Origin of the sequence: Streptomyces sp. NPDC059679, from assembly GCF_042734105.1 — a bacterium.
GTDB lineage: Bacteria > Actinomycetota > Actinomycetes > Streptomycetales > Streptomycetaceae > Streptomyces.
Window position 1 is genome coordinate 65,230 of the sequence record NZ_JBHWES010000051.1, and the last position, 26,835, is coordinate 92,064.

General features: G+C 72.4%; 23 protein-coding genes. 11 read left to right on the forward strand and 12 right to left on the reverse strand.

What is annotated here, in order from left to right:
• Positions 1 to 45: 45 nt before the first annotated feature.
• The 5 genes from ACFV2X_RS38750 to ACFV2X_RS38770 form a co-directional block, all read right to left on the reverse strand.
• Positions 46 to 1,272 carry an aminotransferase class V-fold PLP-dependent enzyme gene (locus ACFV2X_RS38750; RefSeq protein WP_385625913.1) on the reverse strand — a complete coding sequence of 409 codons (1,227 nt, stop codon included), beginning with the start codon at positions 1,270 to 1,272 and terminating at the stop codon, positions 46 to 48.
• A 10-nt stretch (positions 1,273 to 1,282) separates the two neighbouring features.
• Complete coding sequence (locus tag ACFV2X_RS38755; protein ID WP_385625915.1) at positions 1,283 to 2,659, reverse strand: pyridoxal-phosphate dependent enzyme; 1,377 nt, start codon at positions 2,657 to 2,659, stop codon at positions 1,283 to 1,285.
• Complete coding sequence (locus tag ACFV2X_RS38760; RefSeq protein WP_385625916.1) at positions 2,656 to 4,176, reverse strand: alanine racemase; 1,521 nt, start codon at positions 4,174 to 4,176, stop codon at positions 2,656 to 2,658. The genes ACFV2X_RS38755 and ACFV2X_RS38760 overlap by 4 nt, the downstream gene beginning before the upstream one ends.
• A 371-nt stretch (positions 4,177 to 4,547) precedes the next feature.
• Positions 4,548 to 4,925, reverse strand: a complete 378-nt coding sequence (locus tag ACFV2X_RS38765) for a DUF2255 family protein (protein ID WP_385625918.1) — start codon at positions 4,923 to 4,925, stop codon at positions 4,548 to 4,550.
• A 71-nt stretch (positions 4,926 to 4,996) separates the two neighbouring features.
• A complete protein-coding gene (locus ACFV2X_RS38770; protein WP_385625919.1) occupies positions 4,997 to 5,404 on the reverse strand; it encodes a cupin domain-containing protein in 408 nt (135 codons plus the stop codon).
• A gap of 194 nt (positions 5,405 to 5,598) precedes the next feature.
• Here ACFV2X_RS38770 and ACFV2X_RS38775 point away from each other — a divergent pair, with 194 nt between their 5' ends.
• On the forward strand, positions 5,599 to 6,462 hold the full coding sequence (locus tag ACFV2X_RS38775) for a helix-turn-helix domain-containing protein (RefSeq protein ID WP_385625921.1): 864 nt from the start codon (positions 5,599 to 5,601) through the stop codon (positions 6,460 to 6,462).
• A 43-nt stretch (positions 6,463 to 6,505) separates the two neighbouring features.
• On the opposite strand, the gene ACFV2X_RS38780 is transcribed toward ACFV2X_RS38775, so the two are convergent.
• Positions 6,506 to 7,396, reverse strand: coding sequence for a LysR family transcriptional regulator (locus ACFV2X_RS38780; RefSeq protein ID WP_385625923.1), 891 nt, complete (start codon positions 7,394 to 7,396; stop codon positions 6,506 to 6,508).
• Between the two features lie 102 nt (positions 7,397 to 7,498).
• On the opposite strand from ACFV2X_RS38780, the gene ACFV2X_RS38785 reads away from it, so the two are divergent.
• The gene (locus tag ACFV2X_RS38785; RefSeq protein WP_385625925.1) at positions 7,499 to 8,389 is read left to right on the forward strand and encodes an MBL fold metallo-hydrolase; all 891 of its coding nucleotides are present in this window, start codon (positions 7,499 to 7,501) and stop codon (positions 8,387 to 8,389) included.
• Between the two features lie 135 nt (positions 8,390 to 8,524).
• The gene (locus ACFV2X_RS38790) at positions 8,525 to 9,427 is read left to right on the forward strand and encodes a helix-turn-helix domain-containing protein (protein WP_385625926.1); all 903 of its coding nucleotides are present in this window, start codon (positions 8,525 to 8,527) and stop codon (positions 9,425 to 9,427) included.
• Between the two features lie 47 nt (positions 9,428 to 9,474).
• Here ACFV2X_RS38790 and ACFV2X_RS38795 read toward each other — a convergent pair whose 3' ends face one another.
• The 4 genes from ACFV2X_RS38795 to ACFV2X_RS38810 form a co-directional block, all read right to left on the reverse strand.
• Entirely contained in the window at positions 9,475 to 10,200 is a 726-nt protein-coding gene (locus ACFV2X_RS38795) for a sensor histidine kinase (protein ID WP_385625928.1), read from the reverse strand.
• 16 nt (positions 10,201 to 10,216) lie between these two features.
• Positions 10,217 to 10,990: a response regulator transcription factor gene (locus tag ACFV2X_RS38800; RefSeq protein WP_385625930.1), complete on the reverse strand. Its 774-nt coding sequence runs from the start codon at positions 10,988 to 10,990 to the stop codon at positions 10,217 to 10,219.
• Between the two features lie 181 nt (positions 10,991 to 11,171).
• Positions 11,172 to 12,563 carry a TfuA-like protein gene (locus ACFV2X_RS38805; protein WP_385625932.1) on the reverse strand — a complete coding sequence of 464 codons (1,392 nt, stop codon included), beginning with the start codon at positions 12,561 to 12,563 and terminating at the stop codon, positions 11,172 to 11,174.
• A complete protein-coding gene (locus tag ACFV2X_RS38810; protein ID WP_385625933.1) occupies positions 12,560 to 13,759 on the reverse strand; it encodes a YcaO-like family protein in 1,200 nt (399 codons plus the stop codon). Before ACFV2X_RS38810 ends, ACFV2X_RS38805 begins: the two co-directional genes overlap by 4 nt.
• A gap of 179 nt (positions 13,760 to 13,938) precedes the next feature.
• Between ACFV2X_RS38810 and ACFV2X_RS38815 the strand changes: the two genes are divergently transcribed.
• The 8 genes from ACFV2X_RS38815 (at position 13,939) to dacB (ending at position 25,763) form a co-directional block, all read left to right on the forward strand.
• On the forward strand, positions 13,939 to 14,091 hold the full coding sequence (locus ACFV2X_RS38815; protein ID WP_179285367.1) for a hypothetical protein: 153 nt from the start codon (positions 13,939 to 13,941) through the stop codon (positions 14,089 to 14,091).
• A 70-nt stretch (positions 14,092 to 14,161) separates the two neighbouring features.
• Positions 14,162 to 16,084, forward strand: a complete 1,923-nt coding sequence (locus ACFV2X_RS38820) for a group-specific protein (protein WP_385625934.1) — start codon at positions 14,162 to 14,164, stop codon at positions 16,082 to 16,084.
• Complete coding sequence (locus tag ACFV2X_RS38825) at positions 16,071 to 18,002, forward strand: TOMM precursor leader peptide-binding protein (RefSeq protein WP_385625936.1); 1,932 nt, start codon at positions 16,071 to 16,073, stop codon at positions 18,000 to 18,002. Before ACFV2X_RS38820 ends, ACFV2X_RS38825 begins: the two co-directional genes overlap by 14 nt.
• A complete protein-coding gene (locus tag ACFV2X_RS38830) occupies positions 17,999 to 19,015 on the forward strand; it encodes a hypothetical protein (RefSeq protein WP_385625938.1) in 1,017 nt (338 codons plus the stop codon). The genes ACFV2X_RS38825 and ACFV2X_RS38830 overlap by 4 nt, the downstream gene beginning before the upstream one ends.
• Positions 19,012 to 21,549, forward strand: coding sequence for a lantibiotic dehydratase (locus ACFV2X_RS38835; RefSeq protein WP_385625939.1), 2,538 nt, complete (start codon positions 19,012 to 19,014; stop codon positions 21,547 to 21,549). The genes ACFV2X_RS38830 and ACFV2X_RS38835 overlap by 4 nt, the downstream gene beginning before the upstream one ends.
• Positions 21,533 to 22,597 (forward strand): lantibiotic dehydratase C-terminal domain-containing protein, encoded by a 1,065-nt coding sequence (locus tag ACFV2X_RS38840; RefSeq protein ID WP_385625940.1) that lies wholly within the window; start codon positions 21,533 to 21,535, stop codon positions 22,595 to 22,597. Before ACFV2X_RS38835 ends, ACFV2X_RS38840 begins: the two co-directional genes overlap by 17 nt.
• Positions 22,594 to 24,063 (forward strand): SagB family peptide dehydrogenase, encoded by a 1,470-nt coding sequence (locus ACFV2X_RS38845; protein WP_385625942.1) that lies wholly within the window; start codon positions 22,594 to 22,596, stop codon positions 24,061 to 24,063. Before ACFV2X_RS38840 ends, ACFV2X_RS38845 begins: the two co-directional genes overlap by 4 nt.
• 113 nt (positions 24,064 to 24,176) lie before the next feature.
• Complete coding sequence (gene dacB, locus ACFV2X_RS38850) at positions 24,177 to 25,763, forward strand: D-alanyl-D-alanine carboxypeptidase/D-alanyl-D-alanine-endopeptidase (protein WP_385625943.1); 1,587 nt, start codon at positions 24,177 to 24,179, stop codon at positions 25,761 to 25,763.
• Positions 25,764 to 25,810: 47 nt separating this feature from the next.
• On the opposite strand, the gene ACFV2X_RS38855 is transcribed toward dacB, so the two are convergent.
• Both ACFV2X_RS38855 and ACFV2X_RS38860 read right to left on the reverse strand, forming a co-directional pair.
• Positions 25,811 to 26,233 carry a hypothetical protein gene (locus ACFV2X_RS38855; RefSeq protein WP_385625944.1) on the reverse strand — a complete coding sequence of 141 codons (423 nt, stop codon included), beginning with the start codon at positions 26,231 to 26,233 and terminating at the stop codon, positions 25,811 to 25,813.
• A partial coding sequence (locus ACFV2X_RS38860; RefSeq protein ID WP_385625946.1) for an RHS repeat-associated core domain-containing protein occupies positions 26,230 to 26,835 on the reverse strand: 606 nt, incomplete at its 5' end. The genes ACFV2X_RS38855 and ACFV2X_RS38860, both read right to left, overlap by 4 nt.

Consider the following 26,835-nt stretch of genomic DNA (forward strand, 5'->3'; position numbering starts at 1 on the left):
CTGGCCGGAGAATTCACCCGATTCGCTGAGTTTGATCCATGAGCTTCACTGAAGCCCGCGCAACACATCGAGCAGCCGCTCGATCTCCTCAGGGGTGTTGTGGAGGTGCAGACTCACCCGCACCGACCCGGTCCGTTCGCCCGCGCTGCCCTGACAGTGGCTGTCGGAGCGGACCATGAAGCCATGGCTGAAGAGGATGAACCCCAGGTCGCCGGAGGTGATTTCGCGATGCCGGAAGGCGACGATGCCCTGGCGCCGTTGCACGGTCGAGTCCGCGGCGAGGCTGGTCCGGCAGCCCAGCACCTCGTACGCGTCCAACCGCCGCAGCCCGTCGGTCAGCCGGGCCGCCAGGGCCATGGTCCAGCGTTCGATCCGGTCGAGGCCCGCCGCGTCCAGCCAGTCGAGCGCGGCGGCCAGGGAGACGATGCCCGCGGTGTTCGGGGTGCCGCTCCAGCCGCCGGGCCGGAATTCCGGCCCGCGCGCCTGCCGGGCCCACACCGCGCCCGAGCCCGGCAGGGCCAGGGCCTTGTGCCCGGAGAAGGCGACGAAGTCCACGTCGAGGTCGGCCACGGAGACCGGCAGATGGCCCACGCCCTGGGCGGCGTCCAGGCAGATGACCGCCTGAGGGCCGACGGCCTGGCGGATGCGGTGGACGTTCATGTCCGCGCCGTAGACGTGGTGGACATGCGTGACGGCGACAAACCGGGTCCGGGGCCCGGCGAGTGCGGCCAGGGCGCGATGGTCGTAGTCGCCCGAACCCTTCTGATACGGCATCTCGACGACGGACACCCGGACACCCTGGCGGGCCAGCAGTCGCTGCGCCTCCAGCCAGGGGGAGATGTTCGCCTGGTGGTCCGCCACGGGGACGACGATCTCGTCCCCGTCGGCCAGAAACTCCGGGAGCCAGTCGCGGGCCACGGTCCGCAAACCCTCCGTCGTACCGCTGGTGAAGTGTGTGCACGACCTCTCAGGGGCCGGGTCGTGCAGAAACTCCTTGATCCGGTCCCGGGCCTCCTCGACCAGCGTCGTGGTCCGGTTGGCCCAGGGGTAGGTGGCGCGCCCGGCGTTGGCGTTGGTGGTGGTGAGATAGGCCCAGACGGCGTCGAGCACGGCCTGCGGCTTCTGCGCGGTGGCCGCGCTGTCCAGGTAGACCAGGTCCGGGTGGCCGGTGACGATCGGGAACTGGGCGCGCAGCCGGCGCTGCCACTCCCGCAGCTCTTCCAGTGCCTTCAGCACTTCCGGCGCTTCCGGCCCTTCCGGCGCTTCCGGCACGGCGGTCACCTCAGTCCCGTACGAGCGGTGCGCCGGCGTCGCGCCAGGCGATGATCCCGCCTTCGAGGCTGCGTATGTCGGGGTGGCCCATGCGGGTCAGCAGCGCCGCGTACCGGGCGGACTTCTCGCCCACCGGGCAGGCCAGCAGCACCGGCCGGCTGCGGCTGAAGGGCAGGCCGCCGTGGACCAGCTCCTCGAACAGCTCGTCCACGATGTTCACCGAGCCGGCGATATGCAGCGCGGCGTACGCGTACGGGCTGCGCAGATCGACCACCAGCGGCCCCTCCCGATCGATCCACGCCCGCGCGTCGGGGACCGTGATGGACGGGGCGGCCAGCACCTCGGCGTCGGACACGTCGGCGGCGGAGTACCTCCGGCGTGGGCGGCCCAGCAGCTCCGGGCGCCGCTGCCGGACGTAGCTCAGATAGCTCTCCACCCGGTCGCAGACGATGAACACGGCGGTCCCGCGGCCGCCCCCCGGCTCCGACGGCTGCTCACCGCCCGTCTTCTCGCCACACCTCTTCTCGGCGCATATCTTCTCGTCGTACGCGCGCAGATGGCGTACGGCGCCGACGTACGCGGCGCCACCGGTGGGCCCCGCCATGATGCCGCAGCGGCGGTTCAGGGTCAGCAGTCCGTCGATGGCCTCGTCCGCGCTGACGGACTCGATGGTGTCGTAGGTGTCCGGGTCGAACAGCCCGACCTCGTGCACCTCGTCGAGGGTGCGGATGCCCGGGATGAAGTCGGACTTGGCCGCCACCAGGCCGACGACCCGCACCCCGGGGTCGTGCTCGCGCAGCACACGGGCGACGCCGGTGGAGGATCCGGCGGTGCCCACGCAGGCGATGAACCAGTCCGGGGCCTTGCCGTCCAGATCCTTGACGATCTCCGGCCCGGTACCGGTTATATGGGCCTCGGTGTTACGGGCGTTGAAGTACTGGTCGGTGTGGAGATAGGCGCTGCCGGACGCGGCGAGCGTGCGGTGGAAGACGGTGAGCGGGTCGTCCGTCGCCGTCGGGTCCAGACACTCGCTCTGCCCCGGCAACTCCTCGATCTCCGCGCCCAGCAGCAGAAGTAGATCCTTGATCTCCGGCACCCGCATCCGGTTGGTCACGCTCTTGAAGGACAGCCCGTGCATGCCCGCGATCACGGCGAGCGCCTTGGCCGTGTTTCCGCTGGAGAGCTCGACGACCTGGCTGTCGGCCGCCATGGCGGCGGCCAGTTGTGGGCGCGCCATATGCCATGCGGCCCGGTCCTTGACCGATCCGAAGGGGTTGAGCAGTTCGAGCTTGGCGTACAGATCGATATGGCGCAGTCCGTGCACGGCCGGGTCGATAAGGACCAGCGGGGTGTTTCCGATGGCGCCGGTGATGCTGTCGTACCTCACTGCTGTCCCCCAGGAGGTGTGATCGGCCAGTACTCCTCGTCCAGACACCAGCCCCACCCGGCGCGGTCCTGCCAGGCGGCCACCTTGCGGGCGACGGGCTGCCGTTGCGCCTGCGTGGCGTGGAAGTCCATGCAGTACCCGGCCGTGTTCACAAAGGCCAGCAGATCGCCGGGTGCGGGGCGGCGCGGCAGATGCACCACCCGCCGGGTGATCAGGTCGGACTCCAGGCACAGACTTCCGAACAGATACGTCTCCACGGGTCCGCCGGCTCCGCCGGGTCCGCCGGGCACGCCGGGTCCGCCGGGCACGCCGGACGTGCCCGGTTCGCCTGGCTCGCCCGGCTCGCGTGGCAGCAGGACGGGGTCCATGAGGATGCCGTGTTCCTCAAGACCGATGTCGCCCGCCGTGGCCGCGAGCCGCACCCACAGCGGGCCCGCCCCCACGTCCCGGGCCTCCAGCACCCGCACCAGGGTCACCCCGCACTGGTCGAGCAGGGCGCGGCCGGGTTCGGTGTGCAGGTCGTAGAGGTGTTCCAGAAGCAGCGTGGCCAGCGGACGGCCACCGAAGGCGGTGGCCGGGCGGGACAGCAGATCGTCCAGATACCGCTCACCGGCCACCGGACGATACGCCGGGTACACCCCGAGCGCGCCGCGCAGCGTGCCGCCGTCCTCGCGCAGCCCGTAGCCATGGCCGCCCCAGGTCAGCGGCGGGCGGGTGCCCAGGACGGCCTGGGCGAGCTCGGTCGTGTACCGCTCCCACTGCATACGGTCGGCGAGGTAGTTGACCCCGAAACCGCCGCCGATGTCGACGGCCCGCGGCGTCAGGCCCCGGCCGCGACACTCCTCCAGGGCCAGCAGACAGCCTTCGAGGGCGACCGCCTTCTCGGCGGCGGACGTGGTGTCGAGGTGATAGGCGACACCGGTCAGCTCCACCGCGTCGGCGTACCGCTTGAGGGTGTCCAGTACGGTGTCCAGCTCCGGTACGGGCGTACCGAAGCGGCTGCGGCGCGTCAGCACCTTGACGCCCGACGACTCGAACCCCGACAGCCGCAGCAGCACCCGGACGCGCGGCAGGCCGTGGGCGCGCGTCAGGGTGACGAGCTGGTCGAGTTCGGCGGGGGAGTCGAGGCTCACGGTGGCCCCGGTCCGCGCGGCCAGCCACAGGAACCGCGGGTCCTTCGGCCCGGTGGCCGTGATCAGGGACGGGGCGAATCCGCAGCTCAGGGCGTGCTGCAACTCGCCGAGCGAGGCGACGTCGACCCCCGCGCCGGTGGCGGCGAGGCGCCGCAGCAGGGCGCTGGACCGGTTTGCCTTGTGGGCCAGGAAGATCTGGCCCGTGAGGTGGTGGCCGCGGTACACCGAGCGGAACCGCTCCACGTTCTCGGCGAGCTGGTCGGGCAGCACCACGCCCAGCGGCGAACCGAGCGCGTCGGCGAGGGTGTGCAGCAGACGGTCCGACTCCAGCAGCGATCCGAGCCTTGGCCCCAACCGCGGCTCCAGGTACAAGGCGCCGCCCATGCCGCGGTCGCCTCCCCCCTGAGCCTTCGAACCTTCCTGGACCTGCGCGGTGACTCGACCACCGCACTTCGTCAGAGCATTTCCGCTCGCAAGGGCGTTTACCCCCGAGCGGGTGCATCTGGCTCATATCGAAGGCCCGGGCACGCCGGGGGAGGGCGCCCGAGATCGAGAGTCGGCTGCGGTGCCTTTGCCTTCGGCCGCTCGGCCACGCCGGCCATCGGGCCGGTGGCGGGATTCGAACCCGCGAGGATCGTTGATCCAGAAGTATCCGCCGCCTGCGCACCGGGCACCCTCCCGGCCGAGACCACGGTAGCCGTCGGCGGCGGCCGGGCCGAGCGGGTTTTCCGCGGAGGGCGTGTGGCCGGGCCGGTTCAGCGCGGTACGAGCTTGAGCGTCGTGGCGCGCGCCGTGTCCGCGACCATGGGCCTGACGTACGTTCCGCTGTAGCGGCTGTACTTGGAGCGGTACGCGGCGTCGATGCGGTCGTTGACGCCGGGGTCGGGCGCCTCGACGAGGGTGACGTCCTTGTCGACGCCACCGGAGGTGATGTGGCCCGCGTGGCTGGCCTGGGCGGCGCGGTACCAGGCGCCGCCGCTGCCCCGGAAGGAGCGGACGTAGAGGTCGTCGCCGTCGCGGACCACCCAGATCGGCACCGCTGTGCGCGGTGTGCCGTCCCCGCGGAGCGGAGCCATCTCGAGTTCGTCGGCCGCCGCGATGTTGCTGAGCTCGTCGCTCGTCCATGTCGTCATCGGCTCGTCTCCTTCGCGATACCGGTCTTGCGAGTGATGTGGGTGATACGGCCCTCGGGTATGCGATCGCGTCAGGGGCGGGTGTGGGTGCTGACGCGCGGGCCGCCGTACTCGGCGTCGGTGACATGCTCCAGCCAGGAGACCTCGTCGGTCTCCCACAGCGCGAGATGGGCCATGAACCGGTCGGGAGCGGCGCCGTGCCAGTGCTGCTCGCCCGGGGGCGTGTAGACGACATCGCCGGGGTGGGCCTCGAGGATGTCGCCACCGCGGGACTGGATCAGCGCGATGCCCTCGACGATGTAGAGGGTCTGGCCCAGGCCGTGCGAATGCCAGGCGGTACGGGCGCCGGGCGAGAACCTGACCATGTTGGCCCGGGCTCGGGAGGGCTCCTCGCCCCGGTGGATCACATCGGCCCAGGCGTCGCCGGTGAACCACTCGGCGGGCAGTTTCATGGTCGGCGGTGGCTTCAGCAGTTCCATCGTGCGTGCTTTCTTCTCGGCGTTCCCGGCGTTCTCGAGCCCGTGCCCCCATGTGCCCGTACAGAGGAGAGTTCCACCGCGGAAGGCAATCAACCAGGGAGAAAACTCTCCCCCTCAGCCCCTGGCCCTGTCCCTGTTCCGGAGCGGTGGCCCAGCCATTCGCGCAGCGGTCGATTTCTGTGAAAATGGCTGGCATGACGCGCAGCGCAGCCATCGAGCTGGGACAGTTCCTCAAGACCCGGCGCGCCGAGCTGACCCCCCGCTCCGTGGGGCTGCCCGACAGCGGTGCGCACCGGCGGGTGCCGGGGCTGCGCCGCGAGGAAGTGGCCATGTTGGCCGCGATCAGCACCGACTACTACACCCGCCTGGAACAGGGCCGTATGCAGGTGTCCGAGCCGGTGCTGTCCGCCATCGCGCGTGTTCTGCGGCTGAACGAGGACCAGCGCGCGTACGTGTTCGAGCTGGCGGGCCGGGAGACCGGCCGGTGCCGTCGGCATGAGGTGCAGACGGTCAATCCGCAGTTGCAGCGGCTGCTGGACGACCTCGTCTCGATCCCGGCCATGGTCCTCGGCCGCCAGATGGACGTGCTCGCGTGGAATCCGCTGGCCGCCGCCCTGGTCGGCGACTTCGGGCAGATCCCGCCCGAGGACCGCAACTACGCGAAGATGGTCTTCAGCGACCGTATGAAAGACCTGTACGCGGACTGGGAGGACACGGCCCTGATCACCGTGGCCCAGCTGCGTATGGAGGCGGCCCACAGCACCGGCTCCCCACGCCTCACCGCGCTGGTGAACGAACTGTCGGAGCGGGACCCGGATTTCCGCCAGTGGTGGGCGGCTCGCCATGTGGCCGCGCGCACCGTGGGCACCAAGACGCTGAACCACCCCGTGGCCGGCACGCTCATCCTCGAATGGGACACGCTCACCGCCAGCACCGACCCGGACCAGCAGCTGGTGATCTGGACCGCGAAACCGGGCACGCCCACGCACGACGGCCTGCGCATCCTCGCCTCCTGGGCCGCGGGTAGCCACCAGGCCGCTCCGGGCACCACGAGCTGACCACCCTGCGCGCCCGCCCACACCTCGTCGACCGCGCCTCCGTCTACCGCAGAGCAGCGCTGTGGCACGGCTCTGAGCGGTAGAGGGCCGCGGCGATGCCGACGAACGAGCGGACGAGCGGGGCGGCGTCGGCGGTTTTCCAGGCGACGACGAGTCGGCTGGGTGGCATGTCGGCCAGCGGCACGACGGTGAGCCCGTCGGGCGGCGTATGCGCGAGGGGCATCAGCCCGACCGTACCGTTCCAGAGCACGGCCTGCTGACACTCCTGGGCCGTGCGCACCACGGGGCCGTCCCGGAGCTCACCGGTGGACATGGCGCCGGTCCAGTAGGCGGCCCAGAGGGGATCGGTGCCCTCGGGCAGCCGGAACCACGGGCGCCCGGCGAGATCGCGCAGGCGCAGCGTGGCCTGGCGGGCGAGCGGGTCCTCGGTGCGCAGCACCGCCCCGACCGGGTCGGAGCGCAGCACATGGGTGCTGATTCCGGTGTCGTCGAACGGTGTCCGGGTGAGCGCGACATCGACGAGACCTGCCCGCAGGCCCGTGGTCGGGTCGGCGAAGTCTGCTTCGCGGATGCCGACACGGATATCGGGGTGGCGTCGGCGGAAGGCCGCGACGAGGCGGTGACCGGCCTGTTCGGCGCTGTCGGCGAGGGTGCCGATGGTCATGGTGGCGGCACCGGCCGCGGCGGTGACCCGGGCGCGCGCCTGCTCGGCGGCGGCCAGCAGCGTACGCGCCTCGTCGTAGAGCGCGCTTCCGGCGGCGGTGAGCGCGACTCCCGTGGCGGAGCGGCGCAGCAGGGGCGCGCCGAGCTCGGTCTCCAGCTGCTTGACGGCCCGGCTCAGGGGCGGCTGGGTCATATGCAGCCGGACCGCGGCGCGCCCGAAGTGGCGCTCCTCGGCGACGGCCACGAAATAGCGGAGCGAGCGTAGGTCCATCACCGGCAACGATACCCGCGCGGTATCGGGCCTGCGGAACCGGTGTTGGACCGCCCCGGCCTCCCGCGCTGGACTGGGACGGACCCGAAAGGAGCCCGTGTCATGACCGAATACAGGCTGCCCGAGCCCGTGGTACGGACCGCCCACGCGCGGGAACTCGCCCGCGATCTGGTGGTGATCCCGAACCGGGGCGTACAGCTGGTGCCCAACGTCGGCATCATCGGAGGCACGCACTCCGTACTGGTCGTCGAGACCGGAATGGGCGCGGGCAACGCCGCCGCCGTGCTGAAATTCGCGGCCGATCACGCCGGTGGCCGCACGCTCTATCTGACGACGACGCACTTCCACCCCGAGCACGCCTTCGGCGCGCAGGAGTTCGCCGGGGAGGCGACGTACCTGGTCAACAAGGCGCAGGCCGAGGATCTGGCCACCAAGGGCCCCGGCTACCTCGAGATGTTCAGAGGGCTCGGCGAGCCGGTCGCCCGGCAGCTGGAGGGGGTCGAACTGGTGGCTCCGGACCTCGTCTACGACACCTCGTACGACCTCGACCTCGGCGGCCGGGTGGTGCGGCTGCGGGCCACCGGCCGGGCGCACAGCAAGGGCGATCAGGTGGTCACGGTTCCCGACGCCGGGGTGATGTTCACCGGAGACCTGGCGGAGGCCGGACAGTTCGCGATCTTCCCCTGGTTTCCGCCGCACGACACCGATGTGTCCGGCACCCGCTGGATCGAGGTGATGCGGCATCTGGCAGCAGAGGACCCGCGGGTGGTGGTCCCCGGCCACGGCGACATCGGCGGCCCGCAACTGCTCGCCGACGTCAGCGACTACCTCCTGTCGCTGCGCGAGGAGACCTGGGTGCGCCGGGACTCGGCCATGAGCGAGGAGACGATCGTCGAGGAGGTCAGGGCGGTGATGATCGAACGGCACCCGCAGTGGGCGGGGCGGGAGTGGATCGAGAAGGGCGTGGGCTGTCTGTGCGCCGAGCACTCCTGACCCGCCCTTCTGTGCCGTTGAAGCGATTGTTCGATGGCGTGGATCCGGCTTGCGCAACAATCCCCCGGCCACTGGACTGGGCCCTGTCCATCACACCCGTCACGGGTGTTCGGATCGTCCCGGGGGGAATCGTCCATGGGCGGGCTGCGGCGCAGCGTCTGTCCCGAGCGAACGTGGGAGACGGTGGCGGCCCGGCCACATCCGCGGCTGCGGCCGGGTGTGCACGGCTACCGCGGCTTCCGGATGGCCCTCGGCCGGCCCCGGCGCCGACTGGAGCTGCCCATCGGGGCGGTGACCCTCATGCTCGGCTTCCAGGGCTCGCTGCGGATCAGCGACCCGACCCGGCCCTCGCCCGCGGCCGACTTCACCTCCGTGCTCAAGGGGCTCGGCACCCATGCCGGACAGGGGGAGCACAACGGCAGCCTGTACGGGGTGGAGGTGGTCCTCGAACCATGGGTGGCCTTCACCCTGTTCGGGGTGGCGATGCACGAGCTGGCCGAGACCGCCATCACCCCGGGCGAACTCCTCGGCCCCCGCGTCCACGACCTGACCGACGCGCTCGCGGCCCTGCCCGGCTGGCCCGAACGGTTCCAGCTGCTGGACACCGTACTGCCGGCCTGGGCCGCCGGCGGGCCGCCGTGCGCACCGCCCGTGGTGGCCGCCTGGCGGGAGCTCGTACGCACCGGCGGCACCGTGCCGATCCGCCGGCTGACCGCGCTCACGGGCTGGGGGTCGCGGACGCTGGAGAAGCGGTTCCGAGAGCAGATCGGCCTGCCGCCCAAGACCGCAGCGCGCGTGCTGCGGCTGCGGCGCGCCTTGCGACTGCTGGCGCGAGGCTGTGTCCCGGCCCAGGTCGCGGCGGCCTCCGGCTACTGCGACCAGGCGCATTTCACCCGCGAATGCACGGCGATGACCGGCCTCCCGCCGCGCCGACTGCACCTCGCGCGCACCGCCTCCACCACCGCCCTCATGGCCCACGACCGGATGCGCGGAGAGGTCACCAGCATCGTCCTGACCGACCAGCGCCCCTCCCGCTGAGCCCGCGGGCCCGGGGAGGGCGGGCGACCGGGACGCGAACCGGGTGCTCACTCCGCCCGTGGCAGCACCGCCACCGCCCGTAGCCCGCCGACGAGGGAGCGGCCCAGTTCGAGGCGGCCGCCCGAGGCGGCCAGGAGGCCCGCGGCGATCGTCAGCCCGAGGCCCGTTCCCTTGCGGTCGCGTCCGGAGCTTCCGCGCCAGAACGGTTCGCAGGCGTGTGAGATCTCCTCGTTCGTCATTCCGGGCCCCTGGTCGCGGACCTCCACACGGGCCTCCGAGGCGGCGGTGTGCACCGCCACGAGCACGCTGCCCCCGCCAGGCGTCACATGCAGGGCGTTGTCGAGCAGGACGTCGAGGACCTGCTCCAGGGAGCCGCGGACGTGCCTGCCGGTGACGGCGGTCCCGTCCATCCGCAGCCGTACGCCACGGTCCGAGGCCAGGGCCGACCAGGCATCGACGCGGGACGCGGCCACGCTCAGGACGTCGACCGTCTCGACCGGGGTGTCGCCGCCGCGGTCGACGGTGCCCCAGGCCAGCACCTGTTCCAGCACATGGGAGAGGCGGTCCACCTCGTGGAGCACACCGGAGACCTCGCGTCTGGCGGCCGTATGGGCCGCGTCGGTCAGCGCGTCCTGCAGCAGCTCCAGACGGAGCCGTACGGAGGACAGGGGGCCGCGCACCTGATGGGCGGCCACCGCGGCCATGGAGGGGGAGCCGACAGCGGGGAGCGGCGGTGCCGGGACCGGTGCGGGGGCGGGCAGCCTCTTCGTCATCGTGGTACGTCCAGTCTCAGGCGTGCGCGGCGGTCGGCACCGCCAGCCGATAGCCGACTCCGCGCACGGTCTCGATCCACTCCGTATGGCCGAGCTTGCCGCGCAGCGAGCCCACATGGACGTCGAGGGTCCGGGTGGAGCCGAACCAGTTCTCGTCCCACACCCGGCACATGATGTCCTGGCGCTCCATCACCGCTCCGGGCTCTTCGAGCAACATCGCCAGCAGGTCGAACTCCTTGCGGGTGATGTGCACTTCCGAGCCGTCGACGAACAGCTTGCGGGTGCGCGGGTCCAGCTGGATCGGGCCGACCTGCAGTGGGGGCTGGAGCGGAGGCTGCAGCGGGGGCTGCTCCGGACCGTGCGGCTCCGGTTCCGGAAGGGACGTTTCCAGGGGGACCGGGGCGGGGGCCGCCGGGTCGGCTGCGTGCTGGGGACAGCCCCCCGCCCTGCGCAGAACGGCCTGGATGCGGGCCACCAACTCATAGCGGCTGAAGGGTTTGGCGACGAAATCGTCCGCGCCCATGTGCAGGGCCATCACCCGGTCCAGTTCCTCGGTTCTGCCGCTGAGCACGATGACGGGTACGCACGACAGCTCGCGGATCCGCCGGCAGACCTCGTGGCCGTCGAGGTCCGGCAGACCGAGGTCGAGAAGGACCAGGCCCGCGTCCGCGAGCCGGGTCAGGGCTGCCGCGCCCGTGCCTACGTAATTCGATTCATAACCGTGGACGCGTAAGGTCTGCTTTAGAGCCTCGGCTATTCTGTCGTCGTCTTCGACGATCAGGATGTTCATGGATCTGGTCCTCCCCCGTGGGCGGAGCGCGATCGCGACACACGGCGGAGCCGCATATCGATACCGCGATTATGTTGACCGAACCGTTTTTCCCCAAGCTCTTGTTTATCAAGCGGGTCGTCGGATTTTCAATGGAGATGAACATGAAAGGTCCTCGTCCAGGGGGCGGTGAATAGTCCGTTCAGTAGGCGGGGGCTTCGGGACGCCGATCCCCGCGCGCCCGGCGCAGAGTTACGAACCGCCGGGCGGCGTCCTCGGCCTCCCCGAGGGAGATGAACCCCCGGTCGCGCGCCACGGCCGTCAACGCGGCGGGCTCCTCGACGCGCCAGGTGTCCGCCAGGTGGCGCCGGACCAGGGGCAGCGGCAGATGGCGCGGGGTGCGGCGCTCGCCGGTGCGGGCCATCTGCTCGTTGAGGCGGTCCGCCGCCGCCACGGCGTCGGCGCTCGCGGCCCACACCTCGTCCGTACCGCGCAGCTCCGCGGGGGCGTCGTGGAAGGGCACCGCTCCGGGTGCGCTCCGGAACGAGCGCACCAGCAGCGTCGACAGGCGGTGTTCGGGGCCGCCCTCGCGTTGTTCCCGCGGCGTCAGCCAGTACGACCAGGCGGAGTGCGGCAGTGTCCGCGCGGAGACGCCGCGCTGGTCCGCGGCCTCCAGCGCGGCACGCACGAGGCCACTGTCGTTGCCGCCGTCGTCGGTGGAAGCCGGCGATACGCCGGCGATCCGGGTCAGTGCGAACCGGCGGTAGCGCAGCGGGAAGTCGGGCGCGTACAGCTGCTGGAAGCGCAGCACGTCGAGCTCGGAGACCGCGGCCGTGCGCCGATCACGCACCGCGGGGCGGTACGTCCCGCGCCAGCGGTCCAGATACATCGTGCGCGGCACCATCCAGGCAGGCGTGAACCCGGGGAAGGAGGCGGCGGTGCGCGGGGCCGCGCAGTGCGACAGGGCCAGCAGCGCGTCACGCCGCTTGAGGTCGGAGAGGTCGGGGTGGCGCTCCGCGAACTCGCGCAAGCGTATGGCCGCTTCGGCGGCGGCCGGGTGCAGCCGCCGGGTGGTGTGCACGATCGCCGCCCAGCTCCGCTCGGTGTAGTGCAGGGTCCGGGCCGCGTTCAGCAGCGTCGCGCCGTCCTCGGCAGCCAGCGCCTTCCCGGTGACCGCGTTGGAGATCGTCCACCGCACATTGACCAGCGGAACGGTCAGCTGCCGGTGTTCGCCCGACGGCAGATGTCCGACCGCGACCTCCTCGTCGGAATCCAGCTCGCCCTGCGCGTACATGCCGAAGACCAGCCCCACGCCCTCCATGCCGTACGGCCACAGCTCGGCGGCCCGTAGCGCGCCCATGCTGGAGGCGCCGATGACACGGGTGCGCCGGGCCAGGACATCGATGATCTCCTTGTGCCGCACCGGGGCGGTCTGGTGGAACACCCCGTCGATGATCAGCACCGTGTCCGCCGCGCCCGTGTCCAGGGCGAGCAGATCGCCGTGGCGCACCGGGCGGTGCACCACCGCACGGTCCGCCACCGCCAGGACGTCGGCGGCCGAGAGGGTGGGCCCGATGAACACATGGACGGTCACGATCCCCCCTTGGGGTTGGTGACAGGACCGGGGGTGGCCGACGAAGCGGCCTTGAGGGGCCGTGGAATCTCGTGGCGGCCGTCGAACTCCAGACCCGCCGCCACCACCTTGACCACGCTGAAGCCGCTCTCCGTACTGAGGTCGACGGCCACGGGCGGACGGCCGGTCACCCGGTGCACCTCGCCCGCGAGCCAGCGCGTCTCCTCGGTGTCCTCCGCGAACTCACGGCCCCGCCCGGAGACGTCCTGCCAAGGGACGATCTCGCCCTCGGTGACCGGTGGCGGCCCGGCGGCCGACGGGCCGCCCGTGAACAGCACCGCGGCCAGGTCGTCGCGGCTGCCCGCGATCGCGGTCAGCCGGCTCTGGGCCGACTCCGTCACGGCGCGGCTGAGCGCCACGGCCGGTGAGCTGTGCACCCCGGAGCCGACCGCGAGCGCCGGGAAGTCCTCCGACCAGATGTAGCTGACGAAGCAGGGCAGCCCCCAGCGGTTGGGCACCTCCACGATCTCGACCCAGGCGCCCGCGTCCGCGATCCGCCCGAGCACCGTCGCGCACAGCGGGTCGTCCACGCTCGACGGATCCACATGCCGCCGCCCGGCCACGGGCAGCGAGCCGATGGTGGCCGTGCAGTCCCGCTCGATGACCTCGTACAGCGCGTGCGCCAACGCCTCGTCGTAAGTGTTTCCGCTGGCCAGGCCGTTGGTGGAGCCGTGGAGGAGCGGTGGCTGCCAGGCCCGGGACACCTGGTAGTCGACCCTGACGTAGGCGCGCGGCACCAGGGCCTTGGTGCCGCTGACGGCGTCGACGCCGATGACCCAGTCCAGCGGTGTCCGTTCGCTCAGCAGGCTCCCGTGGTGCTGCTGCAGATCGCATACGTCGTACGGCAACTCCAGCTCGCATGCGGGGGTGTGCCTGAGCTCGGGAGCCGGACACGCGTACTCGGCGTGCCACAGCTCCACGGACTCCATGACCGCGGAGACACGGGCCAGCAGCAGCGATGCCCCCTTGCCCTGCGAGACGGTCAGAGTCTTGGCCGCCGGGCGCACGGCCATCACCACCGGTACGCCCAGTGTGTCAAGACCGGTGACATCGGCGACCCGAGTGATACCGAATCTGTCCCGCAGCCCATTGATGAGCGTCCAGGTCTCTTCCGGATGCCGGACTCGATGTGTGCCATCGAAATGGACCTTCTTCATGTGCATCAGCATCGACGTTGGTACGGAAACGACTGGGCAGACGGAGGTCAGCGGAGCGACAGCGGTGAAACAAGATTCCGCAAGCTCCGTGCAAGAAATCTGTAAGAGGGGTGTCCGATGCCATTGGAGCGGGATAACTATTCGATTGTCCTTTGCAGTCCATCGAAAGGAATGAGGAAATGGAGAACACCTCTCTCCTCGACCTCGAACAGCTCGGTGACGAGATGTTCGAGGTAGTCGAGTCGGACACGACCGAGGACAACGGCGGCGCCGGTTCGGCGTGGGCGTACGCCTGTTGCCACAGCGCCAGCAGTTCCTGCGCGCTGTCGTGACACAACGGCCGGCCCCGGCGGTGTGCCTTCCGTGCCACCGGGGCCGGCCCCCTCGGAGGGGAGGTCCGTCATGGGTGGCCGTCGGCTGAAGCTGGTGCGGCAGGTGCGGTACGCGCCGACCGAGAGCGGCGCCGCCGTGCTCGGACCGTCCGGCGCGCTGGCTCTTCGGGGAGCCGGTGTGTATGCGTGGCTGGAGCGGCTGTGGCCGCTCCTCGACGGCACCCAGGACGTGGACGCCGCACTCGCCCAACTCCCCGACGGACACCGGGCGGTCGCCACACGTCTGCTGGACACCCTCCAGCGGCGGGATTTCCTACGGGAGGCCACCGAGCCGCGGCCGCACGGCCTCACCGCCACCGAACTGCACCGCCACCGCCACGAGATCGCCTACATCGAGCACTGGCTCGACTCCCCGGAACACCGCTTCGAGCGCTATCGCGCCGCTCGCGTGCTGCTGTTCGGCGACGGTCCGCTGTACGCGGCCACCCGGCACGCCCTTCTCGCCTGCGGACTGCGTCAGGTGTTCACCGCGGAGGCCGGCGCTCCGTACGACACCGCCGACGCCGTGGTGTACGCGGGCGACGCGACCACCGCCCACGCGGGGCCGGGCGTCGCGGCTGTTGAACGCGCCTGCGGCGGGGTACCGCTGTTCCGCGCGCTGAGCCGGTCCGGCGACTGCTGGCTCCTCCCGCCCATCGCACCCTGCCTCACCTGGGCCGATGTACGGCATCGGATACGGCACACCGCCGCCCCGGACCACGCCGGACCCACTCCCATGACGGCGGCAGCCGCCGCCCTCGTCGGCGGACGGCTTGCCCTGGCCGTCTTCCGCCTCCTCACCGGGGTCCCTGATGAGCACGCCGACGTGGATGCCGACGTGGATGCCGACGTGGTGGATGCCGCGGCCCCCGGCCCCGTACCCGGGATCCTCCGCGTCGACCTCGCCACGCTCGCCACGCACCGCCACCGCGTGCTCCCCGCCCCTCTGCGCCACGACTCGGGGTGCGCCGCCGAGGGCCGGATGAAAGAGCTGCGCGAAGCCCCCGCGCTCGACCCCGAGCAGCTCACCGCGCGGCTCGCCGACTGCGCCGACGACGTCGCGGGGCCGTACGCACCGCCCACCACGGAGTACGGCAGCCAGATACCGCTCACCGTCGCTCAATGTGCTGTGACGGGCGCGGGTGTGGTGGTCGGTGCCTCCCTGGACCCACGGACCGCCACGGCCGCGGCGCTGCGCCGCGCCGGGGCGTCGTACGCGCTGTCCGCCGCCGCGCACGTACCACCGCACCAGCCGGCCGATCAAGCCGCTCCGGACCCCGTCCGCTTCCGCGCCGAACGACTGACGGACGGCGGAGTGCGCTTCTTGACCGCGCCGCTGGTGCTGCCGCGTCCGGCGGGGGAGGGACAGCCGGGCGGCGGCCGCCCCGCGGGCGCGGGCACCGCATGCGCCGAGAGCTGGGATGCCGCGGTGGAGGCCGCCCTCTTCGACGCCGTACGCTCGCTCGCCCGGCGACGCGCGGCCGACGTGTCGCCTGCCACGCTGATGCCGGAAGGGTTGCTGACCGAGCCCGAAGCGGTGCGCCACTGGCGGCTGTTGCGCACGCTCGGCCCGGTACCCGAGGTACGGGATCTCTCCGGTGGGCTGGTGGCGCCGGTCATCGGCCTGGTGGCCGGGGACCGGCTCGTCTCGGTGGGCTGCGCCGCCACCGCGGCCGGAGCGCTCGCCGAGGCCGCGCGCGACCTGCTGCTCGCCCGGCAACGCGGAACGGAGCCGGCCGCGGGGACCCTGCCGCTCCTCGCCGCACCGGGGCCCCTCGCCGACCGCGTACCCGTCTCACTGCCCGGCTCCGGGCCCCGGGAGCACATCGCCCACCTCGCCACGAGCCTGGCGGCTGCGGGATACACCGCGTACGCCGTGCCGCTCGACCACGACGCGGACTTCCATACCCTCATCCCCTTCGTCGCCCGGGTGGTTCTCGATGAGGCCCGCTGACGTGCGGGCGGCCGTGGTCGGTGACGGCGGCTTGCTGCACCAGGCCATCGCCGAGCGCCTGACCTCGGGGCGGGACTTACGCACACACGCCGTCCTGCTGACCGTGAGCGACGGATGGGAGAGCGACACGGCACACGACCGTCACCGGCGCCGCGCCCTCGCCTCCGGCGTTCCCTGGCTTCCCGTGTGGACCGAGGGCGCTCGCGCCCTGATCGGCCCGCTGGTCCGTCCGGACGCCCCCGGCTGCCACCGCTGTCTGCGCATGCGGCGCGCCCACGCCCGCGAGGACTGGCCGGTGGTACGGGCGGTGCGCGAGCGGTACGCCACCGAGCCGGAGCCGCCGGAGCCGCCGGAGCCGCCGGAGCCGCCGGAGCCCGAGCGGTCTCCGCTGCTCACCACGGTGGCCGCCGAGGTCACGGCCCAAATCGTCGCCACGCGCCTCATGGCCGCACAGGACACCGGCACTCCCGGCATCTCCTCACGGGAACTGACCGTCGTCGGCCTGCGCACCCTTGACGTCAGCAGCCACAGCTTCCTCCCCGACCCCTGCTGTCCCGAATGCGGCGGACTGCCGGACGACGGCCCCCAGGCCGCGCCCCGGACCCTCCGCCCCCGACCCAAACCCCGCCCGGGCCAGCGGCTGCGCCGCCCCGACGCCACCCGGCTGCGCACCGCGCTCGCCGACCCCGAGACCGGGCTGACGCGCGAGGTGAGCGCGGTGTCCGCCGGGGTGCCCCTCGCGCGGGCTCCGCTCACGCTGCCCGGTGGCGGCGAGTTCGAGGCGGGCCTGGGCACGGGCGACGACTGGGGCGCCGCGCAGGCGGCGGCGCTGCTGGAAGGCGTCGAGCGGTATGCGAGCGTACGGCCGCGGGCGCGGCGGGCCGCGGTACGGGCCGCGTACGCCGAGGTGCGCGAGGACGCCGTCGACCCGCGCACGCTGGGGCTCCACCCGGACGGCCACTACGACCTGCCCGGGTTCCCCTTCCGCCGCTTCGACGAGACGGCGGTGACCGAGTGGGTGTGGGGCTGGTCGTACGGCCGGGCCCGGCCCGTGCTGCTGCCGCAGTCCTACGTCTACTTCCTGTCCGCCACCCAGCGGGACCGCGCCTTCGTCTTCGAGGTGTCCAACGGCTGTGCGCTGGGCAGCTGCCTCGAGGAGGCCCAGCTGCACGGGCTGCTCGAAGTGGCCGAGCGGGACGCCTTCTTCACCACCTGGTACCGGCGTACCCCGCTCGACGCCATCGACCCGGACAGCGCCGGCGACCGCGCCGTACCGCTCCTCGTCGAACACCTCACCCAGCTCACCGGTCACCGTGTCCATCTCCTCGACGCCACCCAGGAACAGCAGATCCCCTGCGTCGTGGCCCTCGCCGTGGACGAGGACGAGCGGCCGGACACGCCCCGCGCGGCCGTCGCGGCCGGCGCCCACCCCGACCCGGAACAGGCCGCCGTACGCGCCCTGATGGAGCTCGTGCCCCATCTGACCCTGCTGACCTCCCGCTACCGGGCCGAACGGGAACGGGCCCGCCGGCTCGCGCTCGACCCCTCGCTCATCGCGCACCCCGCCGACCACGCCCTGGCCGCCGCCGCGCCCGAGGCGTTCGCACGGCTCGCCTTCCTGCGGGGCGGCAAGCCGCCCCGCACGTTCACCGAGGTGCACCGCGGCCGGCACCTGCCGCGACACCACCAGGACCTCACCGACGATCTACGGGACCTGATCAGCCGATACCTGGACACCGGACTCGATGTGATCGCCGTCGACCAGACGCCCGCCGAAGTGGCCGCGCTGGACCTGGCTGCGGCCAAGGTCGTCGTCCCCGGCACCGCCGCGGTCACCTACGGGCCACTCATGCGGCGCGCCGAAGGGCTGCCCCGGCTGGCCGGTGACCTGTCCGCCGACCCGCACCCCTTCCCATGACCGGCCACCGTCCCGGCGCCGTCCAACTGCCCCCGCCACCGGCTCTGGGCACGGTCGACCACGCCCTGTGGGCCGCCCGCCGCTGCACCTGTCACACCGGGACCCCGCGCCCGGTGTCCCTCTCGCGCTGGGCCGCCGTGCTCGGCCACGCCCGCGGCATCGGCCCCTTCGAGGCGCGGCCCGGCGAACGCCCCGGCCTGCTCGGACACATGGCCGGGACCCCGCTGACGGCCGGAGCCAACACCCCCGTAACGCCTGGAAGCTATGCGTACGATCCGGTGGCACACCAGCTCGTCCCCATGCGCATCGACCATGCCCGGGCGTACGACGGGGCGCTCGCGCTGCACCTGGGCGACGGCGCGGGGGAGACGGCCGCATGCGTACGGCTCGTCGCCGCCGCGTGCGGCCTGTGCGCCCATGCCGCCGGGCCGGACACCTTGCTTCTGTACGCCTCCTCCGCCACCGCCTCCGCCTCCGGGGACATGGAGGACGCGCTGGCCGCCCTGCCCGTCGGGCTTCCCGTCTACACGGCGGCTCCCGGCCGACTCACCGCTTCCGATCTGCTGACCCTGCTGCACAAGGCGGCGCCCGGGCCGCCCTACCGTGTGACCGTACGCTCCGTGGGCGGTATGGACCCCGGTGTGTACCGGGCGGACACCGCTCAGGGGCCGCTCGAACCCGTGTGGCGCGGGCGCACCGCGCCGTACGCCCATGTCCTCACCGGTGGCGGACACCCCGCCGCCGCGGCTCTCGCCGGCGCCGCGGCCATCGTGCACCTCGTCGGCGGGCACGGGGCCCCGCGTGCCGTCGAAGCACTGCGCGTGCGGGTCGCCGCGTCAGCCGCGGGGCTCACCGCGTGGTGCGACGACGCGCCGACTCAGGCCGCGGCAGCGCTCCTTGGACTGATCCCCGGCGTGGACGACGTGGCGTGCCACATCACCCTCGGCCATGCGCGACCCGAACCCCGCCTCCGTATCCACGTCCGCCTCGCCACCTCTGGAGCGCTGCCATGAACACCCCGCCCGACCCGGTGGTGCGCGTCGCCGGGGTGCCCCGTTCCGCGCTGGCCGTCCTGAACACGCCGAAGAGCTTCGAGCTCGCCGAGCACATCCTTCAGGCGCGGGAACAGGTCGCCGAGGAGGGCCGCCGTATCGCCGACGCCCTGCACCCGGTCATCGGGGCACTACCCGAACCCGCCCTCAAGCCCCGGGTCATCGGATTGCGCCGGGCGGTCCATCAGGGCCGCGCCCCGAGGGCCGCCGAATGGGACGCGGCCGTACGGACCGCGCTGCCCGGTCCGCTCGCCGACCGGATCCGGCGCTGGCTCGACCGGCGCGCCCAGTGCGGGGAACACGCCGAGTCCCTGGCGGCCGTACTCCAGGAAGAGACACACGGCTCACTCGCCGCCTTGCGGGAAGCCCTCGTACACCCTCGCTTCCGACAGGGGCTGCTGCACGCCACGCCCGAGCTCGACGACGTCCTGGACCGCTGGATCGCCGCCCCGGGCCATCCGCCACCCGGCACCAAGGCCCTGGTGAGCCTGGCCCGTTATCTGTCCCGGGCGGCCGTGAAGACCAGCCCGCAGGGCACGTTCACCGCCACCGGCCAAGCCCGCTGGACCGCCGACGGCCCCTGGCTGCACACCGGAGACCTGGAGCGGCGCGCCACGACCGCCGAACTCAACCTCGCCCGGCTGCGCCGAATCGCCGATGGGCTGCTGCGCGCCCATCCGGCCCTGCGGGACACCCTGCCGCTGCGCCTCAACCCGGCGCTGACCGTCGCCGACGGAACCCTCCGCCTCATCGCCCCCGGCCCCGGGGCCCGCATCACCGCCTTCCCGGCCGTGGACCGGACTCCGCAACTTCTGGACACCTTGAGCAACCTCGACGGAGCCACGGCGGCCGACGCGGGGCCCGCAGTCCAGCGCTTTGTGGCGGCCGGAATTGTCCAGCAGGACCTTCCCCTTGACGATCTGGAGCCCTGCCACCTCGACGCGCTCATCGCCTGGCTCACCGATAACAGCCGCGCCGCGCTCCAGGACACACTCAGTGCACTGACCGCCCTGCGCTCCGCACTGCCACGCCGCCCCCGCCCTGCCGACCACGCCGAGCGCCGCCACCGGGCCCGCGCGGCCCGCGACCGGCTTTGCGCCGTGGAACGCGCCCTGCGCCTCCCGGCCCCCGGCGAGCCGTACGAACGCCGCCCCGTCCACGAGGACTCCGTGCTCGACGGCAGGGCCGTCACCCTCGGCCACGGACCCTGGCGGCCGTTGCTCGCCGATCTCGCCTCGGCCGGGCGGGCCCTGGCCGTCCTCGACCGCGATCTGCCCGCCCGGTACGCCGCGGCCGCATGGCTCGCCGAACGGCACGGCCCGCACCCCCAGGTGCCGCTGCTGCTCGTCCTGCACGAACTGCAGGAGGACCCATCGCCCGCAGCCGAGCACGTCCGGGCCCTGCTGCGGCCCGGCTTCGGCGTCGACGACACGCTGCTGCGGGACAGTCCGCTGCCCGCACTCCGGCGCCTGGCCGGCCATCGCGCCACCGTCCTCCAGGCCCTGCGAGCCGGTGAACCGCCCACCGACGTCACCGCACCCCGCCCGCCACTCAGCCTCGCCCACTACATCCAGCCGCTGCCCGGTCCGGACGGACGGCCGCGCGCCGTGCTCAACTCCATCACCGTCGGCCATGGCCACTGGCAGGGCCGTCTGGACCGGATGCGGGCCCGCGCCACCGACGGTCCCGTGCCGCCGCCCATGCCCCCGGCCCCCGCTACGGGCCAGAGCCGCATCCCCGTGGACATCGGCGGTCTGTACGCCTCGAACACCAACCTCCGGCACCCCACCCTGCCCCACGCCTTCGACCACCCGTTCACCCGTGGCGCCCGGAGCGGCCCCGGGCGCGTTCCGCTCGGCGAGGTGACCGTGCGCCTCGACCGGGCCACCGGGCTGCCCGCACTCCGCTCACCACGCTGCGACGCCGATCTGGTGCCCGTCCACCTAGGGCTGATGAGCCCGCTGCTGCTGCCACCGCCGCTGGCGACCCTGCTGCGCCTCTTCGGCGACCCGCATACGCTCTTCCGCACCGGACACCCGCTGCTGCCCGGGCCGTTCGCCGACGATGTGCCGGACCGGGGTGCGGTGAGCCTGCCCCGGATCGAGGCCGGGCGCGTGGTGCTGCGCCGCCGCTCCTGGCTCACCCGGGCCGGGTCGGTGCCCCGCCGTACGCCCGGCGAGCGCGACCACGAACACTTTCTGAGGCTGCTGGCCTGGCGCCGTGAACTGGGCCTTCCCGCTTCCTGCTTCGTACGCACCCGCGCACCCGGGAGCCACGGCGCGGACGCCTTCACCGACAAGGGCTACAAACCCGCGTACATCGACTTCGCCTCACCCCTCCTGACCACCGCCTTCACCCGCTCCCTCGGCGACCCGGACACCGTCGTCCACATCGAGGAGGCACTGCCGGACCCGGCCGCGCCCGACGGCGACACCCCGTACACGAGCGAATTCGTCATCGAACTCCCGGGAGACTTCCATGAGCCGGCCGTCTGATCCGCCGACCCAGCCCGGGCGGTGGGTGGCCGTGCACCTCTTCCACCAGGGCGACCTCGACACGCTCCTGCTGGACGCCGTGGCCCCCGCCCTGACCGGCCTCGCCCAGGCCGGCCGTATCCACGGCCACTTCTTTCTGCGCTACTGGGAGGGCGGTCCTCATCTGCGAGTACGTGTCCTCACCGGCGAACCCGCACAACCCGTACAACCCGTGCAATCCATGCACAACGGCTCCCAGGACATCGCCACCGAGCTCGTCGACCGGTGGAACGCCTGGCTGGGCGACCACCCCTCGCCGCGCTCCGTCGACGAGGCTGCCTATCTGCGCTTCGCCACCGAGGCCGCCACCCGCGAAGGGCTGCCCGGCTACGAGCCATGGCGCGGGCTGCACGACCGCGCGGAGGTGCGCGACTATCTGCCCGAACACGGCCGCTACGGCACCGGCGCCTCACTCGCGGCGGTGGAACGGCACTTCATGGAGGCCAGCCGCTGCGCCGAAGCCATCCTCGCCAGGCGCCCCGGACCCGCCGAGCGGCTTTCGGCAGGCTTCGCGGTGTCCCTGCTGACCTGGGCCGTGGTGGAGCCCGACCCACGCCGACGGCTCGACGCGTTGCGCACGGGCGCCGAGGCGTGGCGCCGTATGCTCGGGCCCGCGTATGACACCGAGGCGTTCGACCGCGCCTACGAGAGCGGCCGGGGAGCCCTCGTACGCCGGGCCGGACACCTTCTCGCCCCCGAACCGCGGCCCCGCTCCGACGGTCCCACGGGGCCCATCGCGGCATGGCGCCTCAGCGTCTCGCGGCTGTATGCCTCGCTCGAAGCCCTGGAGAACAAGGGCGAGTTCACGCCCGACCTGGGCGCGCTGCGCGACGATCCGTCGCTGCTCGGCCTCCCCAGCCCGCGCGCCGCACTCACCGCCAACCGCTGCGCCCATCTGATGTGCAATCGACTCGGGCTGTACGGACCGCAGGAAGCGCTGCTGCGCCACTTCGCGGCACGCGCGGCGGCCGATCTGCACACCGCGGGCAGCGGGGCCCACCGGCCATGAGCCCACCGCTGCTTCTCTCCCTGCACCCCGGCACCGCCCTCCACGACGACCAGGGCCTGCTGACCGTCCGCCACCGCTGGGGCCGTACGCCGCTCGGCCCGTACACCCCGCCCCTGGCCGAGGCGCTGCACACCCTCGCGGCGGGCCCCATGGCCGTCGACGAGGTGGCGGACCGTATCAATGCCACGGCGCGGAGCTGCGGGCTGCCGCCGGAACCCCAACTCGCCCTGTTCCACCACTGCCTGGACCGGCTCGGGCACACCCTCCAACGGCATGCCACCCACGGCTCCCGCCCCCTGGCGACCGCCGTACCACTCGCCCCCGACGCCGCACCGCGCCCGGGACCCGTGCCCGACACCCCGCTCACCCTGGACCGCGCCGCCCATCTGCGGCCGGTCGACGGCCAACTCGCACTGGAGTCCCCACGGTCACGCTTCCGGGTCCGCGTCGAGGACCCCAGCGCCGCCACGCCGCTCGCGCTTCTCGCCCGCCCCGCCTCCCGCGCGGAGCTGGACCGCCACTGCCACGAACTGCCCGAGGGCGCCCTGACCGCGCTCCTGACCCTCCTGCACTCGACCGGCTTCCTGCACCCGATCAAGGATGCAAGGCACGCCGAGACCGCCCACCTCCCGCCCGGCTGGAGCTTCCACGAACTGCTCGCCTACGACGGCGCCCGGGCCGGCCCGCGCGACCGCGTGTACGGGCCGGTCTTCCCGCTGCGCGACACCGAACCACCGCCTCCGCCCGTCACCCGGCCCCCCACGGGACGCACGATCCCGCTCCACCGCCCGGACCTGGACAGGGCGGCCCGTGAGGACCGCACCTTCACCGACGTACTCGAATCGCGGACCTCCCGGCGTACGTACGGCGAACGGCCCCTGACCCGCGATCAGTTGGGAGAGCTGCTGTATCGGGCCGCCCGGGTGCGTACCGTGCTGGCCGCCCGCCCCGAGGACGACCGACCGTACGCGGTCACCAGCCGCCCCTACCCGAGCGCCGGATCCGCCTACGAACTGGAGCTGTACGCGGCCGTCCACCGCTGCCACGGGCTGGACCGTGGCCTGTACCACTACGACCCCCTGGGCCACGCCCTGACCGCCCTGCCCGGCGCCCCCGGAGCCGTCGACGACGTGCTGCGCGAGGCGTCGGCCGCCACCGGCGCCGCGCCCCCGCCCGATGTGCACCTCACACTGGTGTCCCGTATCAAGCGGCTGTCGTGGAAGTACGCGGCGCATTCGTACGCGCTGACCCTCAAGAACACCGGCGTCCTGCTCCAGACCCTCTCCCTCGTCACCACCGCGATGGGCCTGTCGGGCTGTGCGGTGGGCGGCGGGGACAGCGAGACCCCGGTACGCGCCTTCGGCCTCGCCGCGCACACCGAGATCCCGGTGGGAGCCTTTCTGCTGGGCAGCGGGGCGGCCGACGGCCCGGACCACGCGACCCCGCCCGCGACGCGGCGCCGGTAGTCCTTGGGCGGCAGCCCGTACGCGGCCCGGAAGGTGGGCTACTCGCGCCGGCCCGGGAGTTCCGCGCACCGCGCTCTGTCGCCGCGGGCCGCCGTACGGGATCCTCCGGTGGCATGAGTAGACCTGCGGATCGCGTGAAACGCCGTACGCGCGCCTGGATGTGGCCCCTCGTCATCGGCCTCGTCGCCACCCTCAGCTGGAGTTCACCGGCCGGTGCGGACACCTCCCGCACCGGCCTCGGCACGGCCCTCGACACCCTCCTCGCCGACCCGCTGCTGAAGGGCGGCGCGGCGGGGGTGGTGGTCGCCGACGCCGACTCCGGCGCCGTCCTCTACGAACACCACCCCGACGACCGGCTGATGCCCGCCTCCAACACCAAACTGTTCACCTCGGCCGCCGCCATGGGGCTGCTCGGCCCCGACTACACCTACCGCACCGACGTGCTCACCGACGGCAGCCGCCAGGGGCGGGTGCTGCGGGGCGATCTGTATCTGCGCGGCACCGGCGACCCGACGATGCTCGCCGCGGACTACGAACGGCTCGCCGCGCAGCTCGCCGAGTCGGGGATCACCCGGGTCACCGGACGGCTGATCGCCGACGACACCCGGTTCGACACCCAGCGCGTCGGCCGCTCCTGGGCCGCCGACGACGAGTCCTCCTACTACGCGGCCCAGATCTCCCCGCTGACCCTCGCCCCCGACACCGACTACGACGCGGGCAGCATCATCGTCGAGACCGCCCCCGGCGCGGCGCCGGGGGAGAAGCCGAAGGTCACGCTCACCCCCAAGACGGACTACATCCGCATCGACAACCGCGCCACCACCGGCGCCACCGGCAGCGGCTCCACCCTCTCCGTCGAGCGGCAGCACGGCTCCAACACCATCACTGTCAGCGGCGCCCTCCCCGCGGGAAGCAGCCCGGCCAAGGAGTGGGTCAGCGTCTGGGAGCCCACCGGCTACGCCACCTCGGTGTTCGCCGACGCGCTGGCCCGCCACGGCGTCCACGTCACCGGGGCCACCCGGCTCGGCCGGGCCACCCCGCCGGACGCACGGCCGCTCGCCTCGCATGAGTCGATGCCGCTCAAAAAGCTCCTGATCCCGTTCATGAAGCTGTCCAACAACATCCATGCCGAAGTGCTCACCAAGACCATCGGCTACGAGACGGCCGGCCGCGGCACCTGGAGCGCTGGCCTCTCGGCTGCCGCCGACTGGCTGAAGAAGCGGGGCGTGGACACCGGCTCGGTGCGCCAGGTCGACGGCTCCGGGCTGTCCCGGATGGACAACATCGCGGCCGGGCGGCTGACCGAACTGCTGCTGTCGGTCCGCGATGAGCCCTGGTACGCCGACTGGTACGCCTCGCTGCCGGTGGCCTGCGACCCGGACCGGTTCGTGGGCGGCACCCTGCGCTCACGGATGTGCGGCACCCCGGCGGCCCGCAACGCGCGCGGCAAGACGGGCTCGCTGACCGGCGCCTCCGCGCTCTCGGGGTATGTCACCGACGCGGACGGCAGGGAGCTGGCCTACAGCGTCGTCCTCAACAACTTCCTCGCACCGTCCGTGAAGAGCCTGGAGGACGCGATCGTGGTGACGCTCGCGAAGTCCGGGGCGGACCGGACGACCGCTGTCCGGCCGAGCGCCGTACCCAAGCGGGCCGGGGCCGCGGACCTGGAGTGTTCCTGGACCAAGCCCACGCGCTGCTGAGCCTGCTGAGGCTGCTGAGCGATTCCGGGAGCGGCCGCGCCGCCGGGTCATGCCCGCGGCGCGGCCGTCCTCCGTGCCATGACCGCCTCGATGAACTCCTCCGGCGGGAGATAGGAGTGCGCGGTGATGTAGTGGTGTACGAGATTGGGCGCGATCAGCCACCTGCCGTCGCGGCCCACCACCCGCACCTCGGCACTGCCGAGGGACACCCGGTCCTGCCCGACGTGGATGACCGCCGGGTACTCGTCTTCTCCAGGCGGGTGAGGGAGGCCGCAGTGGTGCCACCCGCGCATCACCATATGGCGGTCGTCCCGGCACAGCAGCGCGAGGGCCTGGACGAATTCCTCAGGCACCGCACCCCGGGAGAACGCCTCGCCCGGCTCCAGCCACCCGACGCTGACCGCCTCGACTCCCTTGGGGACTGATCCTGCTGTGTATGCGTAGGGGGACAGGTCCGCGTAGTGGGTCATAGCAGTGGAGTGTCGGCTTTCATGATCGAGCGGCAAGCGGACCAGTGTACGCGGCCCATGTTCGGCAGCAGCAGTTGGGAAAGGCGGACTTCGTGGCGCACCGTCCTGCCGCTGACGTCCAACCCATTGGGCGGGAACAGCGAATAGTCCGGCAGCTGCTCTCCAGGCTTGTAGAGCTCCAAGGGCTTGGGGTTGCCTGTTTCGATGAGGGTGCCTTGGTAGTGGGAGATGTCCTTGCCGTGCTCGCCGTACATGGCGACGCTCGTGCCTTCGGGGACGGTGACCGGGGTTCCATCACCTGCTCGTATGCCGCCGTGACCGGTGAACACCGTTTCGTTGTCCGGACGGCCGTACATGTGCCAGTACGATGCGAACTTTCCCGTATCGTCGGCATCCGGCGCATAGAAGTCGATGTCGTAATCGTCGTAAGGGGAGAGCCCCAGCGGGTCGATCCAGAGGTGGGGGTTGGGGACGTAGGCGGCGGGGTTGGGGGCTGGGGTGAGGCCGAGGGGGTCGGGGGTGAGGTAGCGGGCGGTGGTGGGGTCGTAGTAGCGGTGGTGGTTGTAGTGGAGGCCGCTTTCGGGGTCGTGGTACTGGCCGGG

Bases quoted from the DNA above. Each gene is read 5' to 3' on its own strand.
- ACFV2X_RS38760 (WP_385625916.1), bottom strand. From the start codon at position 4,176: ATGGGCGGCGCCTTGTACCTGGAGCCGCGGTTGGGGCCAAGGCTCGGA.
- ACFV2X_RS38765 (WP_385625918.1), bottom strand. From the start codon at position 4,925: ATGACGACATGGACGAGCGACGAGCTCAGCAACATCGCGGCGGCCGAC.
- ACFV2X_RS38770 (WP_385625919.1), bottom strand. From the start codon at position 5,404: ATGGAACTGCTGAAGCCACCGCCGACCATGAAACTGCCCGCCGAGTGG.
- ACFV2X_RS38775 (WP_385625921.1), top strand. From the start codon at position 5,599: ATGACGCGCAGCGCAGCCATCGAGCTGGGACAGTTCCTCAAGACCCGG.
- ACFV2X_RS38780 (WP_385625923.1), bottom strand. From the start codon at position 7,396: ATGGACCTACGCTCGCTCCGCTATTTCGTGGCCGTCGCCGAGGAGCGC.
- ACFV2X_RS38785 (WP_385625925.1), top strand. From the start codon at position 7,499: ATGACCGAATACAGGCTGCCCGAGCCCGTGGTACGGACCGCCCACGCG.
- ACFV2X_RS38790 (WP_385625926.1), top strand. From the start codon at position 8,525: ATGGGCGGGCTGCGGCGCAGCGTCTGTCCCGAGCGAACGTGGGAGACG.
- ACFV2X_RS38795 (WP_385625928.1), bottom strand. From the start codon at position 10,200: ATGACGAAGAGGCTGCCCGCCCCCGCACCGGTCCCGGCACCGCCGCTC.
- ACFV2X_RS38800 (WP_385625930.1), bottom strand. From the start codon at position 10,990: ATGAACATCCTGATCGTCGAAGACGACGACAGAATAGCCGAGGCTCTA.
- ACFV2X_RS38810 (WP_385625933.1), bottom strand. From the start codon at position 13,759: ATGAAGAAGGTCCATTTCGATGGCACACATCGAGTCCGGCATCCGGAA.
- ACFV2X_RS38815 (WP_179285367.1), top strand. From the start codon at position 13,939: ATGGAGAACACCTCTCTCCTCGACCTCGAACAGCTCGGTGACGAGATG.
- ACFV2X_RS38820 (WP_385625934.1), top strand. From the start codon at position 14,162: ATGGGTGGCCGTCGGCTGAAGCTGGTGCGGCAGGTGCGGTACGCGCCG.
- ACFV2X_RS38825 (WP_385625936.1), top strand. From the start codon at position 16,071: ATGAGGCCCGCTGACGTGCGGGCGGCCGTGGTCGGTGACGGCGGCTTG.
- ACFV2X_RS38830 (WP_385625938.1), top strand. From the start codon at position 17,999: ATGACCGGCCACCGTCCCGGCGCCGTCCAACTGCCCCCGCCACCGGCT.
- ACFV2X_RS38835 (WP_385625939.1), top strand. From the start codon at position 19,012: ATGAACACCCCGCCCGACCCGGTGGTGCGCGTCGCCGGGGTGCCCCGT.
- ACFV2X_RS38840 (WP_385625940.1), top strand. From the start codon at position 21,533: ATGAGCCGGCCGTCTGATCCGCCGACCCAGCCCGGGCGGTGGGTGGCC.
- ACFV2X_RS38845 (WP_385625942.1), top strand. From the start codon at position 22,594: ATGAGCCCACCGCTGCTTCTCTCCCTGCACCCCGGCACCGCCCTCCAC.
- dacB (WP_385625943.1), top strand. From the start codon at position 24,177: ATGAGTAGACCTGCGGATCGCGTGAAACGCCGTACGCGCGCCTGGATG.
- ACFV2X_RS38855 (WP_385625944.1), bottom strand. From the start codon at position 26,233: ATGACCCACTACGCGGACCTGTCCCCCTACGCATACACAGCAGGATCA.